This is a genomic window from Halosimplex yunnanense, from assembly GCF_054504345.1.
The window spans coordinates 449,641-468,170 of sequence record NZ_JBTJEL010000035.1 but is presented as its reverse complement, the minus strand read 5'-3'; the positions used below and the strand labels follow the sequence as shown (position 1 = coordinate 468,170).

Annotated in this window: 13 protein-coding genes; all 13 read right to left on the bottom strand. The window is 67.4% G+C overall.

Annotated elements, in window-relative coordinates; all coding sequences use genetic code 11:
• Positions 1-10 precede the first annotated feature (10 nt).
• Complete coding sequence (locus AB2U09_RS15925; protein ID WP_459193712.1) at positions 11-5,101, bottom strand: NEW3 domain-containing protein; 5,091 nt, start codon at positions 5,099-5,101, stop codon at positions 11-13.
• A gap of 380 nt (positions 5,102-5,481) precedes the next feature.
• Positions 5,482-6,177, bottom strand: coding sequence for a V-type ATP synthase subunit D (locus AB2U09_RS15920; protein ID WP_459193711.1), 696 nt, complete (start codon positions 6,175-6,177; stop codon positions 5,482-5,484).
• Between the two features lie 135 nt (positions 6,178-6,312).
• Complete coding sequence (locus tag AB2U09_RS15915; RefSeq protein ID WP_459193710.1) at positions 6,313-7,347, bottom strand: Brp/Blh family beta-carotene 15,15'-dioxygenase; 1,035 nt, start codon at positions 7,345-7,347, stop codon at positions 6,313-6,315.
• On the bottom strand, positions 7,338-8,063 hold the full coding sequence (locus tag AB2U09_RS15910; RefSeq protein WP_459193709.1) for a lycopene cyclase domain-containing protein: 726 nt from the start codon (positions 8,061-8,063) through the stop codon (positions 7,338-7,340). The genes AB2U09_RS15915 and AB2U09_RS15910 overlap by 10 nt, the downstream gene beginning before the upstream one ends.
• A 106-nt stretch (positions 8,064-8,169) precedes the next feature.
• Entirely contained in the window at positions 8,170-10,164 is a 1,995-nt protein-coding gene (locus AB2U09_RS15905; protein WP_459193708.1) for a bacterio-opsin activator domain-containing protein, read from the bottom strand.
• A 148-nt stretch (positions 10,165-10,312) separates the two neighbouring features.
• Positions 10,313-11,722 (bottom strand): ATP synthase subunit B, encoded by a 1,410-nt coding sequence (locus AB2U09_RS15900; RefSeq protein ID WP_459193707.1) that lies wholly within the window; start codon positions 11,720-11,722, stop codon positions 10,313-10,315.
• A gap of 2 nt (positions 11,723-11,724) precedes the next feature.
• Positions 11,725-13,491, bottom strand: coding sequence for an ATP synthase subunit A (locus AB2U09_RS15895; protein WP_459193706.1), 1,767 nt, complete (start codon positions 13,489-13,491; stop codon positions 11,725-11,727).
• 1 nt (position 13,492) lies between these two features.
• The gene (locus AB2U09_RS15890) at positions 13,493-13,816 is read right to left on the bottom strand and encodes a V-type ATP synthase subunit F (protein ID WP_459193705.1); all 324 of its coding nucleotides are present in this window, start codon (positions 13,814-13,816) and stop codon (positions 13,493-13,495) included.
• Entirely contained in the window at positions 13,813-14,871 is a 1,059-nt protein-coding gene (locus AB2U09_RS15885; RefSeq protein WP_459193704.1) for a V-type ATP synthase subunit C, read from the bottom strand. Before AB2U09_RS15885 ends, AB2U09_RS15890 begins: the two co-directional genes overlap by 4 nt.
• Entirely contained in the window at positions 14,868-15,449 is a 582-nt protein-coding gene (locus AB2U09_RS15880) for a V-type ATP synthase subunit E (RefSeq protein WP_459193703.1), read from the bottom strand. The genes AB2U09_RS15885 and AB2U09_RS15880 overlap by 4 nt, the downstream gene beginning before the upstream one ends.
• A gap of 23 nt (positions 15,450-15,472) precedes the next feature.
• Positions 15,473-15,727, bottom strand: a complete 255-nt coding sequence (locus AB2U09_RS15875; protein WP_459193702.1) for a V/A-type ATP synthase subunit — start codon at positions 15,725-15,727, stop codon at positions 15,473-15,475.
• A 185-nt stretch (positions 15,728-15,912) separates the two neighbouring features.
• On the bottom strand, positions 15,913-18,144 hold the full coding sequence (locus AB2U09_RS15870) for a V-type ATP synthase subunit I (protein ID WP_459193701.1): 2,232 nt from the start codon (positions 18,142-18,144) through the stop codon (positions 15,913-15,915).
• Entirely contained in the window at positions 18,131-18,463 is a 333-nt protein-coding gene (gene ahaH / locus AB2U09_RS15865; RefSeq protein WP_459193700.1) for an ATP synthase archaeal subunit H, read from the bottom strand. The genes AB2U09_RS15870 and ahaH overlap by 14 nt, the downstream gene beginning before the upstream one ends.
• Positions 18,464-18,530: the final 67 nt, after the last annotated feature.

Sequence of the window (18,530 nt, the reverse complement as noted above, 5' to 3'; positions counted from 1 at the left end):
CGGCCGCCGGTCACGGGGCGCCGGCCGGGACGGCCCGGATAGACGGTGTCGAGCCTGACGCGGAGGGCCCCAGCGCTGCCGGGCTATGGGCCAGCGAGGCGGTACCGATCGGAGCGGCGTGGAGGCCCGGTGGCAGACCGTGCGATTTGACCGCGTCGTGGGGCGGTGTTCGCCCCTCCGACTTCGCGAGGGAATTTGTCTGTCGCACGAATGCGTCGCTCGACTGCCCAAATGTCTTGACGCTGTGACCGCGCGCCGTCGCGTACTCGAATATCGTCTGCCCCGCCCGATTTGTCACGTCCGCCGCGTTCGACGGGATCTGGTACACCGTGTCGACATCGTCAGGGACGTGTTTCGGCTCGATGCCCGCTGGTGAAGCGCTGCCGGTCTCGAGCTTCCCGAGCCTCTCTTGGAGCTGGCGAATCCCCTCCTTGTCGAACGGATCCGAGGCTCTGGTGACTTCGTAGATAGCTTCTACTTCGGTCTCGCCGTCCGTCCGGCGAAGCACGACCGCGTCGATGTCGCCGATGTTATCCCCGTCTACGCCCTGCATCACGTAGTAGCCGTCGTCGGATATATCATCGACGTGTTTTATCATCGCCGCGTCATCGTACCGCTGGAGAAGCCGCCGCGCGGTCGCCGCCTCCGCGAGGTCACCCGCCTTTTCGACATTGTTGACAAACTCGCTATTTTTCGCGAACCGTGCGCTCTCGGCGGCGTCTTCCAGCCGCGACAGGGACCCGCCCCTGTTGACGTGATCGCGGATGGTCCGACGCGCGAACCCGTGGTTGTCGGTCAGCGCCTTCGCCGACTTCCTGGCGCGCCCGAGGTCGGTCCCCTCGGCGCCGAGCCGCTTCACTGTCCGCTCAGCAAAGCCGTAGTCGTCGACGAGGGTGCTCGCCGGCGACGCGTCGTAGAGGGCGTCGAACGCCTTGACACGCGCGCTATCGAGCTGTTTCATGTGCGCGACGACACGCTGCATCTTCACGATCTCCTCGTGTTTGGCGACTTTCGAGAACTGACGGAGCCGCTTCATGACGGTTCCGGTGTCGCCGACGACCGGCAGGAGGCCGAAGGCGGTCAGAGCGGTGTCGACCGCATCGCCGTCGAGGATGGCGGCCGGGAGATCCCGGACGTCGCCGGCAGCGGCGAACCCGCTCGCGATCCAGCCGGTCATGTACGCCGTCTTGTCGTCCACCTCGTCCGGCCAGCACCACTTCCCGCACATCGCGCCGCGGAGGAACGACGAGGAGTCCTCCGACGGGTCTGTGTCCGGCAGCCGGATTGGGACCTCGTTGTCTCCCTCGCTCAGGTAGACCGGCTGGCGATGGAGGATGTCACCGTCGAGTTTCACGACTGCGGTCCCGTGGCCTGTCGCCAACGGGCCGTCCATGTTGTAGGCGCCGTCCGCATCCGTCTCCGCGGACTGCTCGCCGATCTCGACCGTGAGGCCTTCGAGCTTCGTTCCGTTGGGGAGGTGAACGGTCCCGCTTACCGCAGCTTCCTCGCCGAGCGTGAATCCGACTTCGCGGTCCGTGCCTGCCTCGTACCGGATCACCTTCGACCGCCGGATCTGCGGGCCGGCCACCTCCTCAGAGGTGACTGTCACGACCGTTCGTCCGCCCGGCAGGCCCTCGAAGCGCGCTGCCCCGTCATCGCCGACGCGCTTCGAGACGCCGTCGTAAGTGTTCACGTCGACTCTCGCCATCGGGACCGCCTCGCCGCCGGGTCGCTCCACGACCACCGCCACCGCGCCGTCGCCGACGACGTCGAACGCGTCGCGGACGACGCGACGTTCGTAGCGTTTCTTCGTCGCGTCTGAACCGTGAACCGTCAGTCGAAGGTCGTACTCGGCGGGGTCCGCGTCGGCGGGGACGGGGAGGTTGACGGACAGCGGTTTCTCGCTGTCGGCCGAGACGGCCACGTCGTGGCGTGTCTCGACTGTCTCCCACGCTCCATCGGGGTTTCGTATCTCGAACGCGACAGTGACGAGGCGCATCTCGTCGTCCTCCGAGGCGACCGTCGGTTCGACGGGAACAGTTCCGCCGGGTTCGACCTCCGAGCGGTCGATCTGGATCCCCCCAACGTCGATGAGGGCCTCGTCGGGAATGATCCGGACGGCATCGCTCGCAGTCGTCTCGTCGAGTCGCTCGGACGAACCGGCCCGTCGGACCGAGACGACCACGTCGAACGAGCCGCGCGTCTCGCCGGCGGTCGTCTCCCACTCGGCGGTGGCCGTCGCCGTCCTACCCGACGCGACCCTTACTTCGCGTTCGCGTTCCGCGACCGGGTCCGAGCGGTCGCCGATCTGATAGATCGTCGTCGTGACCGTGTAGTTCTCCGCGAACGCGGCGTCGTTCTCGACCGTCGCGTCGATCGTCACGAGGTCGCCGGCCTGATACTCGTCTCGGCCTGGCGCTACCTCGCGGACCGTCGCCATAGCCGATCCGACCTTCAGTACGTCGGTCCGCGTCGCACCGCCGTACTCCTCGGCTTTCTCTTCGCTTCGGTAGACCGCGGCGCCGAGCGAGTAGGCTCCTGCGGATCCGTCGGCCGGGATCGGGGCGTCCAGTTCGACTGTTCGGCGGTCACCCGGATCGAGCGTGACGCGTCGACCCTGCCCGGTCGTCCACGCACCGGCGGGCGACTGTACGGACGCGTCGACCCAGAACGAGTGGGTCGTCTCGCCCGTGTTCTCGACGGTCACCGCCGCGGTGGCGCTGTCCCCGCGCTCGTGACGGCGCGTCACTGGTTCAACCGAAGTCACCGCCGCGTCGGTCGTCGGGATCGACACGGAGATCGCGTCGGCGTCACTCACGCCGTCGTACTTCTCGTCTTTGTCGTCGGTTTCGTACACCGCCGTCCCGGCGTCGTACGTCCCGTTCCGGGCGCCTTCGGGGACAACCCACGTCAACTCGACCGCCCGGCGCTCGCCGGGATCGAGGTCGACCCACTGCCCGTCCGCGACGGTCCAGTCGCCGTCGGGTGCCCGCACCGAGTAGTCGACCCAGTACCGGTGGGCCAGTCCGCCCGTGTTCTCGACGGTGACCGTTCCGGTGACCGTCTCGCCGGGCCGGTACGTCCCGTCGTCGACGGTAAAGTCGGCGACCGTTGCATCGACCGTCGGTCGCTCGACGCGGAAGGCGTCCAGTTCGGACCGCCCGTCGTACTTCTCGTCTTTGCTCTCAGACCTGAAGACCGCCGCCCCGCCGTCGTACCGCCCCTCCTCGGCTCCGTCGGGGACGGTCCAGGTGAGGTCGACCGTCCGGCGTTCACCGGGATCGAGGTCGACGTACTGGCCCTCGCCCGTCGACCAGCCGCCGTCGGGGCCCTGTCCGGAGAAGTCCACCCAGAACGCGTGCGCGACGTCACCCGTGTTCTCTACTGTCACCGTGCCCGTTATCTCGTCACCCGGGTAGTACGTGCCGCCGTCGACGGAGAAGTCGGTGATCGTCGCCTCCGTGGTCGGTCGCTCGACCCGGAACGCGCCCAGTTCGGAGCGCCCGTCGTACTTCTCGTCTTTGCTCTCAGACCTGAAGACCGCCGTCCCACCGTCGTACAGGCCGGCCTCGGCCCCCTCCGGAATCGACCAGGTGAGGTCGACCGTCCGGCGTTCACCGGGGTCGAGGTCGACGTACTGTCCTTCGCCCGTCGACCAGCCGCCGTCGGGGCCCTGTCCGGAGAAGTCCACCCAGAACGCGTGCGAGAGATCGCCCGTGTTCTCGACGGTGACCGTTCCGGTGACCGTCTCGCCGGGCTGGTACGTTCCGCTCGCCACCGAGAGATCAGTGATCGCTGCTTCGGCCGTCCGCTGTTCCACCCGGAAGGCGTCCAGTTTGGACCGCCCGTCGTACTTCGTGTCCTTGCCGTCAGTTTTGTACACCGCCGTCCCGCCGTCGTACAGGCCGGCCTCGGCCCCCTCCGGAATCGACCAGGTGAGGTCGACCGTCCGGCGTTCACCGGGGTCGAGGTCGACGTACTGGCCCTCGCCCGTCGACCAGCCGCCGTCGGGGCCCTGTCCGGAGAAGTCCACCCAGAACGCGTGCGAGACATCGCCCGTATTCTCGACGGTAACCGTCCCGGTCACCTCGTCACCCGGGTAGTACGTCCCGCCGTCGACGGAGAAATCCGCGATCCACGCCTCCGTAGTCGGTCGCTCGACCTGGAACGCGTCCAGTTCGGAGCGCCCGTCGTACTTCTCGTCTTTACTGTCGGACCGGTACACCGCAGTCCCACCGTCGTACGTACCTGTCTCCGCGTCCTCCGGGATTGTCCAGGTCAGTTCGACCGTCCGGCGTTCACCGGGATCGAGGTCGACGTACTGTCCCTCGCCCGTCGACCAGCCGCCGTCTGGTCCCTGCCCGGAGAAGTCCACCCAGAACGCGTGCGAGAGATCGCCCGTGTTCTCGACTGTTACGGTGCCCGTCACCGTATCTCCGGGCTGATAGGTCCCGCTTTCGACAGAGAAATCCGCGATCCACGCCTCCGTGGTCGGCTGTTCGACGCGGAAGGCGTCCAGTTCAGACCGCCCGTCGTACTTCGTGTCCTTGTCGTCAGTTTTGTACACCGCCGTCCCGCCGTCGTACAGGCCGGCCTCGGCCCCCTCCGGAATCGACCAGGTGAGGTCGACCGTCCGACGTTCACCGGGATCGAGGTCGACGTACTGTCCTTCGCCCGTCGACCAGCCGCCGTCGGGGCCCTGCCCGGAGAAGTCCACCCAGAACGCGTGCGAGACGTCACCCGTGTTTTCGACGGTAACCGTCCCGGTCACCTCGTCACCCGGGTAGTACGTGCCGCCGTCGACGGAGAAATCCGCGATCCACGCCTCCGTGGTCGGTCGTTCGACCCGGAACGCGTCGGACTCCTCGTCACCGCCCAGCCGGTTGTCCTTGCTGTCTGACTCGTACACCGCTGCCCCGGCGGTGTAGGTCCCCGTTTGGGCGCCGTCGGGGACGGTCCACGAGAGCGTGACCGTCCGGCGCTCTCCCGGGGCTAATTCGACGTATCGACCTTCCCCGAGCGACCAGGCTCCGCCGGGATTCTCCGCCGAGAAATCGACCCAGAACGTGTGCGAGGTGTCGCCCGTGTTCTCGACGACCATCGTCGCCGAAACTGTCTCGCCAGGATAAAACGTGCCGCTCTCGGCGTCGAGGTCGCTCAATGTCGCCGAAACCGCGGTCTCACTCGCGCCAGCGGGTTGCACCACCTGTGCGACCGGAGCGAACGCGAGTACCAGTGCTAGCGTAATGACTGTGTATTTGCCCATCATACCCTCCGCCCGAATGGTATCCACGTAGCGACTCGTTACCAAAGAATCTGCTGGTAGTGACGGTCGATATCGTGGGAAGTCGCAACAATCTCGGACGGATGTGACGCGAACGAGGACGGTAGCTACCCGACCACAGGGGAGTCAGTACAGACCGGCCAGGGATCGATCGACGAAACCAGAACTGAAGGGGGAAAACCTAGATACCGCGAGCGTCAGTCGTCCGCAGTGACGGTCTCGGCGGCCTCTTCCTCCGCTTCAGCCGCTTCACGTTCCTCGTCTTCCTCGCGTTCCTTCTTGTCTTTGATCTTCTTCATGCGGAAGATCTCCTCGCGTTCCTGCTCTTCGAGCTTCTGCTCGATGTACTCCTCGTTGGCGCGGAGTTCGGGGAGGAGCTTGAACTCCAGGGCGTTGACGCGGCGCTTGGTGGTCTCGATCTCGTCGAGCATCTTCTTCATCGCCGTCTCGACCTCGGCGGCGAGGATGATCTGGTCGAGCAGTTCCTCGTAGGCGCTCGCGGCCTCGTCGATGCGGGCGCTGGTCCCGAGGACGCCGTAGCCGCGTTCGTCGAGGCTCTTGGAGACCTTCGTAGCGTCGATCTGGGGGATGTAGACGCCCATGACGCTCTTGGACTCGGTGGTGATCTCGGGGTGTTCCTTGAGCGCGGCGGCGGCGCCGCGGACGGCGACGTCGCCGTCGAGGGCGCGGGCCATGTTGATCGCGTTCTGGGCCTCCTCGTACTTCTCGTCGAGGTCGGCGCGGACATCCTGGGCCTCGTCCAGGATGTCCATGAACTCCATGATGAGGCCGTCGCGTTTCTGCTCCAGCGTGTCGTGCCCGCGTTCGGAGAGCTCGATGCGCTCCTCGATGTGCATGAGCTCCTTGCGAGTGGGTTTGACGTCCTCGGCCATTTGATACGGCTTTGTCGACGTAGGCAGTTAACCGTTTTCAGTCGTCGCGAGGTCGTGAGCGAAGCGAACGGCCTCGAGTATCCGATCGGACGCACCACCGTCCGTGAAAAGGGTGGTGCTGCTGCTCTAGCTCGCTCACCAGTATCCGGCAAATCGGTCGAGCCAGGTCACGACGACCACGTGCGGCAGGGTCAACACCGCGATGGCGACGAGATAGACCGCCGTGGCCCCTTCCAGCGTCGGTTCGGGCGCCGGTGCTGCCCACCACAGCCCCGCGCAGCCAGCGAGCGCGACGAGCGACGGGACGGCGGCCTCGCGGGCGAACCGACCGAGTGCCTCGGCGAGACGGCCCCGCGAGAGCGCCTCGCGCGAATCGGAGTCCAAGGCAAGGGTTCTCGCGACGTGACGCGGCGCGTGCCAGCAGCAGAAGTACAGCCCAACCGCGAACACCGGCGGGACGACGAAGAAGTAGCCCCACAGCAGCGCAGTCTCGCCGGCGTCGAGCGCCCACGCGCGCCGGTTCGACGCCTCCCGATAACCGATAGCGAGTGTGCCGACGGTCAACGCGGCCAGTCCTCCGGCGAGCACGAGGCGCGCGTCGGTCCCGAACGGCCACGCCGGTACCGTCCCGCCGAACGGTGCGACGAACGAGTCGAGGACGGCCCGGTACCGGCCCGGAAACGCGAGCAGCGGGACGCCCATCGGGAGCGCGCCGCGGACGGCGACGGTCAGGGCGCGGCGCCACCGGGCGTCGAGGTGGTCGGCGCCGATCACCTCGCGGAGCGGGTAGAGTTCGCCCTGTCCCCAGTGGAACCACGTCAGCGCGAGGAAGGCCCCGGCCGCGGCGAGGGGCGCGAGGAACCAGCCGACGGCGTAGGCCGCGCCGAAGACGAGGTAGACGACGCCGACGACGGCGAGCCACCGGCGGTCGAGTCGACCGGTCGCCGCCCGCGGGAGCGCCGCCCAGTCGACCGCGCCGTGGGGGAGGCCGAAGGCGACGACACTGACCGCGAGCGGGACGTAGCGCCACTCGCGGGCCAGTTCCACGCCAGTAGCGAACGCGAGCATCACGGCCGCGACGGGAACCCACGGGAGCCAGCAGATCAGTACCCGGAGCGAACGGCGGGTGGTCGCCGAGAGGGTGGATACCTCCTCGCGAGCTACCGCCATCGGTGGACCACCCAGCGGAAGAGGACGACCCCCTGGACGACGAAGCAGTTCGTCACGACGAAAAAGACCATCTCCTCGACCGGCAGTCCGGCGACGGCTACTCCCGTCGTGTACGTCTCCGAGATAGTCCAGACGCCCGCGTCGATGGCGAGGCGGTCGACGACCCAGAGGTATGCCGAGGGGACGAGGACGGCAACTGCGACGCGGGCGCGCACCCGCCAGAGGTACCGCCAGCCGACGGTCCACTGGAGCGCCAGCACGGGACCTGCCCACGCCAGGATCGCACCGAGGTACGTCGTCGACGGGCCCGTAAGTAGCGCGAGGCCGACCAGCCCGACGGCGATGCCGGCAACGGCACCTCCGAGTCGGTCGGGCCGGCTGTGTTCGACGCCGCCAGCGACGGGGCCGACGACGTGGACGGCCCACAGCGTCGTCAGGGCGGGCTGGAGGACGAAAAAGAGGACTTCCTCGTAGGGGACGCCCCACAGCCGACCGGCGACCGTCTCGGCGCCGTAGGTCCAGACCCCCGTCTCGATGAGCAAGCGGTCCCACGGCAGCGTGTACGCCACCGCCAGCACCGTAACGAGCGCGAGGCCGCCGCCGCAGACTCGCCAGTCGACGCTGTCCCGGCGGTGGTGGACCGTCGCCGCGAGCGCGGCCAGCGCGGGAAGCACGTAGACGGCGTGGAACTGGACGTAGGTCAGCGACGGCGCCATTGGATGCCCGAAGCGTGGGACAGCGCCGCCGTGAATCGTTCGGCCCAGTTCTCGCGGGTGATAGCGGCCCCGGGAACCGCGCGAGCCGAATCCGCCGGCGACCGCTCTACCCGTACAGTTCCTCGAAGACCTTCCGCTGGGCAGCGCGGAGGTGCTGGTGGAAGGTCGAGCGGCCGATGTCCATCGAGGCGGCCAGATCCTCGCCGTTCGTATCGCGGGGCCACTCGAAGAAGCCGCCGACGAGGGCGGTCCGCAGCGCCGTCGCCTGCCGGTCGGTGAGCCGGTCGTCGATGCGCGCCCGCACGTCCTGACGGGTCGTCACCGGCCGCTCGTGCTCGCGGTAGGCCGTCAGGCTCGCCCCGGTGACCTCCTCTTCGAGTACGTCGACGACCGTCCGGGGTTGCGCTTCCGGCGGTATCTCGACCGTCAGCTCGCCCGTACCGCCGGTCGCCGACGTGGCCGCGATGCGGCCGCCGCGGTCGAGCAACAGTTCGATCAGCGGCGCCTCGTCGACGGTGAACTCCACGACCGTCCGCTCGTCGTCGGTCGTCACCGGCGTGCAGTCGCGCACGTCCGCCCGCTCGGCGGCGGCCGCGACCGTCGCGTCCGGGTCGGCGTCCGTCTCGAAGAACAGGGTCGTCGGCCCCTCCTCACGGGTGACGGTCCCGGCGTGAACGAACTCCGCGTCGAGTGTACCGGAGAGTCCGACGTAGAACGGGTCCTCGCCCGCCAGCGAGAACGACAGCTCGATCACGTCGTCGGACCCGAGCAGGCGCTGGGAGGTCAGGGCGTGCAGCGCCATCGCGACCGAGCGGGCGACCGCCGAGAGGATTCGCCGCTCCGCCTCGGGCAACGTCGTCCCCGCCCGGAGGACGACAGTGAGCACGCCGTAGTTCACGTCGCCGTACCGTAGCGGGAGCGCAGCCATTCCGCCCACGCCGCCGGGGACCAGATCGGCGTAGACCTCGGGGACCGCATCGTCGTCGTACACCTGGAACTCCCCCGTCCGTACGGCGCGGGCGGCCGGGTCGTCGGCGTCGGTCGGGAGTTCGAGCGCCGGCGGGTCGGCGACGCCGGCCCACGTCCCCGGCGTGACGGTGTCGGACGCCGGGTCGCGGTCACCGATCCACGCCAGAGCGTACTCGTCGGTCTCGACGAGCCGTTCGGTCACCGCCGACTCGACGGCGGCCCGGGAGTCCGCGCCGAGCAGGGCGGTGGTCACGTCGGTCACCAGCCCGTCGATGCGGTCCAGCAGCGCCTGAACCTTCTCGCGCTCGCGGCGGGCGGTTTCGGCCTGCCGCCTGGCCTCCCGTTCGGCCTCGACGCGGTCGGTGACGTCCGTCTGGAAGCCGACGTAGTGAGTCACCTCGCCGGCGTCGTTCCTGACCGGCGCGATGTCGACGCGGTTCCAGAACTCCTCGCCGTCACGGGCGTAGTTGCGCAGTTCGACGCTGACCGGCTCCCCGGCACCGATCGCCGCTGCCATCGCTTCGATGGGCTCGTCGGCCGAGTCCGGCCCCTGCAGGAAGTTACAGTTACGGCCGACCACCTCGGCCTCGTCGTAACCGGTCAGTTCCTCGAAGGCCTCGTTGACGTAGATGAGCGGCGTGTCTCGCCGGTTTCCGTCCGCGATCGTAATCCCCACCGGCGCCTCGTCCATCGCGCGGTCTTTCAGCTGTTCGGTCACTTCGGCGAACCGCCGGTCGGCGTCGGCGACGGCCGCCTCGATCGCGTCCACCAGCGCCCCCCGCTGTTTCTCGGGCGGCTCCCGCGGGACGTAGTCGGTCACGCCCGCCGAGATTGCCGCGCTCGCCAGGTGCTCGTCGCCCGAGGCCGTGAAGAGAACGAACGCCAGTCCGCCGCTCGTCTCCCGGACGTGTTCCAGCAGTTCGAGCCCGGACCCCTCGGGGAGGTCCTGCTCGCTGACCACGCAGTCGGGCGGGTCGGTCGCCACGGCGTCGCGGGCCGCCGCCGCGTCGCGGGCGCGGTCGACCGTGAAACCGGCGTCGGCGAGGGCCTCGACCACCGGCGTGGCCCGCTCGTCGTCACCGTCGACATAGAGGACGCGGGCACCGGACCGAACCCCGCTCTCGCTCGTCATGCCACCACCTACCCGAGGGTGCCCAAAGAGCGTTACTCCGGGTCGACGGGATTGCCGGTTCGTGGGCCGGCCGATCCGTCACGGCAAGCGGGTCGGCGTCGCAACTCGACGCGTGGCGACCCGAAAAAGTACGTCGGCGATAGAATCGTCAGTCGGCGGCGACTTCGGCCTGCACGTCTTCGCGGTAGTACTCCTCGATGTTCTCCTCGTCGATACGGTTGAGCTCTTCCTTCGGCAGCATCGAGAGGAGATCCCAGCCGATGTCCAGCGTCTCCTCGATGTCGCGGTCGGTGTCGTAGCCCTGCTCGACGAACTCCTCTTCGAACGCGTCGGCGAAGTCGAGGTACTTGTTGTCCCGCTCGGAGAGGGCCTCGCGACCGACGATGTTCACGAGGTCGCGCAGGTCCTCACCCTGGGCGTAGGCGGCGTAGAGCTGGTCGGAGACCCCGCTGTGGTCGTCGCGGGTCAGCCCCTCGCCGATACCGTCGTCCATCAGGCGCGACAGGGACGGCAGCGGGTCGATCGGCGGCTGGATGCCCTGGCTGTTGAGGTCGCGGTCGACGAGGATCTGCCCCTCCGTGATGTACCCGGTCAGGTCCGGGATCGGGTGGGTGATGTCGTCCGAGGGCATCGTCAGGATGGGGATCTGCGTGATGGACCCTTCCTGGCCCTTGATGCGGCCCGCACGCTCGTAGAGCTGGGCGAGGTCGGTGTACATGTACCCCGGGTAGCCACGGCGGCCCGGGACCTCTTCGCGCGCCGCACCGATCTCGCGCAGCGCCTCACAGTAGTTGGTCATGTCCGTCAGGATGACCAGCACGTGGTACCCCTTGTCGAAGGCGAGGTACTCGGCGGTGGTCAGTGCCAGTCGCGGCGTGACCGTCCGCTCGACGGCGGGGTCGTCCGCGAGGTTCATGAAGACGACCGACCGCTCCAGCGCGCCCGTGCGCTCGAAGTCGTCCATGAACTCGTTGGCCTCCTCGGCGGTGATCCCCATCGCGCCGAAGATCACTGCGAACTCCGAGTCCTCGTCGTCGCCCTCCTCTTCCTCCGGGACGGAGGCCTGGCGGGCGATCTGCAGCGCCAGATCGTTGTGCGGCAGCCCCGAGCCGGAGAAGATCGGGAGCTTCTGGCCGCGGACGAGCGTGTTCATGCCGTCGATGGCCGACACGCCCGTCTGGATGAAGTCCTCGGGGTACTCCCGGGAGTAGGGGTTGATCGCGGCACCGACGATGTCGCGGCGCTCGTCCGGGACGATGTCCGGGCCGCCGTCGATCGGGTTGCCGGACCCGTCCAGCACCCGCCCGAGCAGGTCCTCGGTGACGGGCATCTTCATCGTCTCGCCGAGGAACCGGACCGACGAGTCCATGTCGATCCCTTCGGTGCCCTCGAAGACCTGGATCGCCACGTGGTCGCTGGAGGAGTCCAGCACCTGTCCGCGGCGGGTCTCGCCGTCGCCGGTCTCGATCTCGACGATCTCGTCGTAGCCGATCGGCTCGTCCGTCTCGACGTGAACCAGCGGACCGCTGATTTCCGTGATTGTCTGGTATTCTTTCATTGTTAGTACAGGGAGCGCAGTTGCTCTGCGATGTCCGCTTCGAGGTCGTCGACGAACTCGTCGACCTCGTCGTCGGGCGTCGTGCCGATGCGGTTGAGCTTCGGGGCGGCGTCGATGCCCGTGATCTCCTCGATCGGGACGCCCGCCTCGAGCGCCTCCTCGGCCTCGTCGTTGAACGTCCGGATGGCGCCGAGGATGCGGTAGGTCTTCTCCGGCGGACAGTAGCGGTCGACGTCGTGCAGCGCGTTCTGCTGCAGCCACGCCTCCTTGATGAACCGGGCGACCTCCAGCGTCAGCTGCTGGTCCTCCGGAAGGGCGTCCTTGCCGACGAGCTGGACGACTTCCTGCAGTTCGCCGTCCTCGTCGAGGATGTCGATCGCCCACTGGCGCTGCTCCGGCCAGTCGTCGGCGACGTTGTCCTCGAACCACGGGTCGAGCTGGTCGCGATACAGCGAGTAGGAGTCGTTCCAGTTGATCGCCGGGAAGTGCCGTTTCTCTGCCAGGTCGGAGTCCAGCGCCCAGAACGTCTTGACGATACGCAGCGTGTTCTGGGTGACCGGCTCCGAGAAGTCGCCGCCGGGCGGCGAGACGGCCCCGATGGCAGAAATCGACCCTTCCGTGCCGTTGATGTTGTCGAAGTAACCGGCCCGCTCGTAGAACTGCGAGAGACGGGCGGCGAGGTAGGCCGGGTAGCCCTCCTCACCGGGCATCTCCTCGAGTCGGGAGGAGATCTCGCGCATGGCCTCGGCCCACCGCGAGGTGGAGTCGGCCATCAGCGCCACGTCGTAGCCCATGTCGCGGTAGTGTTCCGCGATGGTGATCCCCGTGTATACGCAGGATTCGCGGGCGGCGACGGGCATGTTCGACGTGTTCGCGATGAGACAGGTTCGAGCCATCAGCGCGTTCCCGGTCTGCGGGTCGGGCAGCTCCGGGAAGTCGTCAATGACCTCGGTCATCTCGTTGCCGCGCTCGCCGCAACCGATGTAGACGACGATGTCGGCGTCGGCGAACTTGGCGAGGCTCTGCTGGGTGACGGTCTTCCCGGAGCCGAACGGCCCCGGAATCGCGGCCGTCCCGCCCTTCGCGAGCGGGAATAGGCCGTCGAGGATGCGCTGGCCGGAGGTCAGCGGCTCCGTCGGCGTCTGCTTGTCCTCGGTCGGTCGCGCCGAGCGGACCGGCCACTCCTGGCGCATCTGGATCTCCTCGCCGTTGTCGAGTTCGGCGACGGTCTCTTCGACGTTGAAGTTCCCCGACTCGATGGAGACGACTTCGCCGCCCTCGTAGTCGGGCGGCACCATCACCTTGTGGTCGATACTGGGCGTCTCGGGGACGGAGCCGACGATGTCGCCGGCCTCGACCTCGTCACCCTCTTCGACTTCGGGGGTGAACTCCCAGGTCTTCTCCAGGTCGATACCGGGGGCGTCGACGCCGCGGTCGAGGAACGCCGAGCCCATCTTGTCTTCGAGGACGTCGAGCGGACGCTGGACGCCGTCGTAGATGGAGTCCAGCATGCCCGGACCGAGGTCGACCGACAGCGGCGAGCCCGTCCCTTCGACGGGTTCGCCCGGGGCGACCGCGGAGGTCTCCTCGTAGACCTGGATCGTGGTGATGTCGCCCTCGATCTCGATGACCTCTCCCATCAGTCCCTCTTCGCCGACGTAGACGACGTCGTTCATCTTCGCGTCGAGGTTCCTGGCCGTGACGACCGGACCCGACACGCTGTCGATGACGCCGTCCTCGCGAACGGTCGTGTCTGTTGCTTGGCTCATGTTAGTCTTCCTCCATCAGGTCGATGCCGATGGCGCGTTTGATCTGCTCGCGGAGTCCGCTGGAACCGCCCTCGCCACCGAGGGTGACGAGAACCGGCTCCACGCTCGTCTCGACGTCGGACCGAACGCCGCGGGAGAGCCGCTCGAGGTCGTCGTCGTGCATCACAAGGATGCCCACGTCGTCGTCGTCCAGCATCTCCCGGACCGCCTCGTCGAACTGTTCGTCTGGTTCGTCGTCGCGGACGTCGGCGAACCGCCGGACGCCCGCGAGCCGGAAGCCCGTCGTGAAATCCGGGCTGCCGACGACGCCGATCTCCTGACTCATAGTACCACCAGTTCCTCCCGGATCTGGTCCGGCGAGAGGTCGGCTTCCCGACCGCGCGCGATCGCACGAATGTTGTCGACCTCGCGCTCCTTCGCCAGCACGTACGAGAGCACCGGACACACGGATAGGGGATAGCGGTTCGAAAGTGTGTCGGCGTACGCGAGCAGCGCCGCGTCGAGGGCGTGCTCGAACTCGATGAGCGACTCGGCCTCGTCGAGGACGCGCAGCGCCTCCGAGAGGTCGTCGCCGTACGTGCTCTCGCGGATCCGCTCGAGAAGCAGCGCCTCGTCGTCGACCAGCTGGCGGACCTCGTCGGGGTCGAACAGCTGCCCGCCGTCGATGAAGTACTCCGCCGGGTCCATGTCGGTGTCCGTCCGGGCCAGCCGGAGCGCGTTCCGGAGGTTCCGGAAGTCGATCTCCGCCCGCAAGAACTCGATGTACAGCCCGGTCGGCCGGTTCGGGTTCGCGGGGAGGCCCTCCATCAGCGTCTCGTAGAACGTCCGGTCGACCGCGTTCTCCAGCGGGACGAGCAGGTCGGTCGCCTCATAGTCCTCCATGGCCGCCACGAGCGAGTCGCCGAACATCGTCCCCTCCAGCGCGGTGACGACGTCCTCGATGGACTCGGCGGCGACCAGCGATTCCAGCAGCGGCTCGGAGAACTCGCCCGCACGGATGAGGTCGTCCTCGATGTCCGCGCCGGACGCGCCCGAGTAGACCCCCCGGAGCGCCGTCTTGACGTTCCAGGCGTCGAACTTCCGGAGGTAGCGGGCGACGTAGTCGTACAGCCGCCCCTCGCACCAGCGAAGCAGGTCGTTGAAGTGCTTCGCCAGGTTCTGGTTCAGGGCGTACTCGATGAGATCGACCCCGGAGTAGCGGGCGCCGAGGCGGTTCATCTCCTCCTCGTACTCCGACTCCTCCATGAAGCGGGCGATCTCACCGGGCCCCATCCGGACCAGCTTGCGGTAATCGTCGTCGTCGAACAGCGACGCGCGCCGGGACCGGACCCGGGCGTTGACGTACTCGTAGTTGCTGGTTTCGTAGTCGGGGGCGCTCATTGTGCTTCGAACAACCTGTCGCTGATCTCCCGGAGGTTGTCCTCCCAGACGTCTTCGAGCAGCGAGTCGAACGTGTTGTTGACCCGGACGCGCGAGGTCTCGCTCTCGACGACGACGCCGCCGAGACAGTCGTGCTCGCCGGCGTGCTCGTAGCCGAACTCCCCGGCGAGGTCGTCCAGCAGCGCCGCGTCGTCGGCGCGCCCGTAGACGGTCACGTCGTCGTCCTCGTCGAACTCGGTGCTCGCGGCCTCGAGCAGCGTGCGGGTCAGCTCCTCGCGGCGCTCGCCCTCGAGCGACGCCAGCTCGTCCTCGACGGCGTCGCGGACGTCCTGCAGGACGTCGCGTCGCGCTTCCAGTCGCGCCTGCTTGGCCTCGAGTTTCGCGCTCGAGAGCTTCTGTTCGCGCTCCTGCTCGATGGTGGCCTCGACCTCCCGCTGGCGCTCCTCGCGGATCTCGTCGGCCTCGGCCTCGGCCTCCTCGGTGATCTCAGCCGCCTGTGCCTCGGCGTCGGCCCGAATCTCGTCCGCACGCGCGCGGGCCTCGTCTCGAATGTCCTCTACGACAGTATCGAGGCTCATGTGTAGTGAAAGGGGGAGGAGTGTTAGTTCGCGATGAAGATCGTCACGAAGGCGATGATGATCAGCGTCTCCGGCAGCGCTGTGAAGATCAGCGCCGGAACGAACATGTCATCGTCCTCCGCGACGGCCCCGACCGCGGCCGAACCGATGCCGCGCTGGGCGTAGCCCGTCGCGAGTGCCCCGAGACCGACCGCGATGGCCGCTGCGCCCTGGTTGTTGAGTGCCGGACCGCCCTGCTGCAGTGCCACTTCCGCCGTCTGTGAAATGATGTCCATCATTGTTGTGATCGAACTCGCGGGTTTGGTTTCCGTACAGGTGTTGTATACTCTATCCAGTTCATAAAGGTTCTCAAATACGTCGATAGACATTGCGAAGACAGACAATTCTCGCTACTGGCGAGTTCCGATCGTCAACCGAACGAACGTGGGAGAAACCGTCGGTGAACCGACGGAGTCGGAGCGCGTTACCGGTCGCGGGTGAACACGCGCTCACGACCGAGCGGCGAGTACTCCTCGCCGTTGCCGTCGTAGAACTTCTCGAAGAACTCGAAGAACTCCAGGCGGATGGACTGGATGCCCGAGGAGGTGACCCCGAGGACGAGCACGACGATGTGCCCGAGGATCAACACGAGGATCCCGAACACCAGCATCGCCGGGCTGCCGTGGTACATCCCGCCGAAGATGATCGACGCCTCCTCGTGGTGTTCGAGGACGTACTCGGGCCCGTGGCTGAGCATGAAGTGGTACTCGCCGTGGGTCTCGTAGGCGCCGAAGAACAGCAGGTTGACCGCGAAGGCCATCCCCGCCTTGGCGAGCAGGACCGCGGCGATCCGCAGGTACGACAGCGCGTGGGCCAGCACGACGTGGATCTCGATGAGCTCGTACGCGGCAGGACCGAGAGCCAGCATCGCCATGCCGGCCAGCACCATGCCCGCGCCGACCATCCCGACCTCCGGGGAGAACCCGGCGAAGCCGAGTTCGAACGCGGCGTTCTCGCCCTCGTTGAAGACCTGGTAGAGGAAGTCCGGCTTGACGTCGGCGAACGTCCGGCTGAAGATGAACAGCCAGAGGCCGTTGAGCGCCAGAATCCACGAACCGCTCTCGATGACGGCTTCCTTGGCGCCGTGGAGCGTGTACTCCTCGAGGAACGAGAGGACGTACGCCGTGTTCAGGTGCAGGATACCGAACAGCACCGTCACGACGAACCAGGCACGGGCCCAGTAGCTCGTCGCGGGCGAGAGTCCCTTCTGGATGGGTGCGTGCTCCATGTGGAACACGCCGTGCCAGAGGTGCTCGGCGACCAGGTGCAGTCCGAATATCTCGCCGTAGAGGATACCGAACAGCGTCGTCCAGAGACCGGCCGCGATGGTGATGACGCCGAGGTTCTCGAAGGCGTCGGAGTCGAAGTTCCGGTAGATGTAGTAGCCGATCGCGGTGTAGATGAGCCCGTACCCGGTGTCCCCGATGATGAAACCGAACATCAGCGGGAACGTCATGAAGAGGATGATCGTCGGGTCGAACTCCGAGTAGTTCGGTCGCCCGACGGCCTTGGTGAGCAGTTCGAAGGGCCTGATGACCGAGGGGTTGTCCTGGACGACCGGCGGGTCGTCGTGCTCGGCCATCGAGACCGTGCCCCCGTCGGCGCGCGCTTCCTGCGCGGGCGCCTCTTCGTCGGCGTCGTCGTCGGCTTCACCGTCGGCCGCCGGTGCGGGATCGATACCGCCCGCCTGCTCGGTCTCGGGCGCCCCGCCGGCGTCGGTGTGGCCGTGCCCGTGGCGGTCGTAAGCCGCGGTTTCGAGCTCCTCGATGTGGACGTGACCGTCGACGGCCTCGTCGACCGCGCGCTCGAACGTCTCGACTTCCTCAGTGGGGAGCCACCCCTCGGCGACGAAGGCGTTGTCGGTCGTCGCGAAGGAGAGGGGCGCTTCCGCCTTCTGGACACGGATAGACAGTTTCTCCTCGGCAGCCAGCAGGAAGCCGGCGACGTCGTAACGCAGGTCCTCGAGCTGGCTCTCGACGGTCGAGAGGTTCGACTCGAGTGACTGGCGCTCGTGGCGCAACTCGTCGAGATACTCCGCGGGGTCGCCCTCGCCGTCGGGAACCTCGAGCGCGGAGATGTCCGCCTCGACGAGCGCGCTCTGGAGCGTGTCTTCGTCCGTGCGGGCGAACGCGGCGATCACGTCGTCCTCGGCGAAGACTTCCGTCTCGGCGTCGAGGTCGGCCAGCGCCAGCTCGACGCTGTTGACGTCGCCCTCGCCGACCTCGACGGCCAGCGAATCGTAGCCGTAGAGGAGATCGAGGTCGATCCCGAGGGTCGCGAACGGCTCCAGCGTGTCGATCCGTTCCTCGGTCTCGCGGAGCTCGTCTTCGAGTTCCGCGCGTCGGTCGTCGAGCTCGTTGACCTCGGTCCGGATCTCCTCGAGTTCGCGCTCCAGTTCGTCGTCGTCGAGGATCCGGTTCGGGCCGGCGTCCTCCTCCTCGACGTCGAGGACGGACTTGAGCGAGCGGATGGTGACGAGCTTCTCCGAGGCGTCGTCGGCGCCCGAGATGGGGTCGCCGTTGGCGAAGCCCTCCCAGCGGCCGTCGTACTCGTTGAGGTGGAGCACGCGCAGGTCGTACGCTGCCTCGATGACGTCGTCCATGACGGACTTCGAGCCCGTCACGGACACCTTGCTCATCCGCTTAGGTCTGAGCATGCACCGCCTCCTCGAACTGTGTCACCACGTATTCGACGACCTCGTCGGTGCGTTCCTGCGCGCGCGATTCGAGGTCCTCACGCTCGTCGGTCCCCTCTTCGAGGATCCGTTCGCGCTCGGCCTCGATCTCTTCGCGCGCCGCCTCGAGCCGTTCCTCGGCCTCGGCGTCGGCTTCTTCGCTGGCCTGCTCGCGGATCTCGTCGGCCTCGTCGCGAGCCGCCGCGATCGTCTCCTCGGCCTCCTCCTCGGCCTCGGCGACGATCTCGTCCGCCTCCTGTTCGGCGTCTTTGACTCGGTCGAGAACCTCTGGCCTTGGCATTTGCTAATCGTGGGGAGATCCGTTCAGGGCCTATTTGGTAGTTGCGAAGTGTACCCGTCCGAGCGCC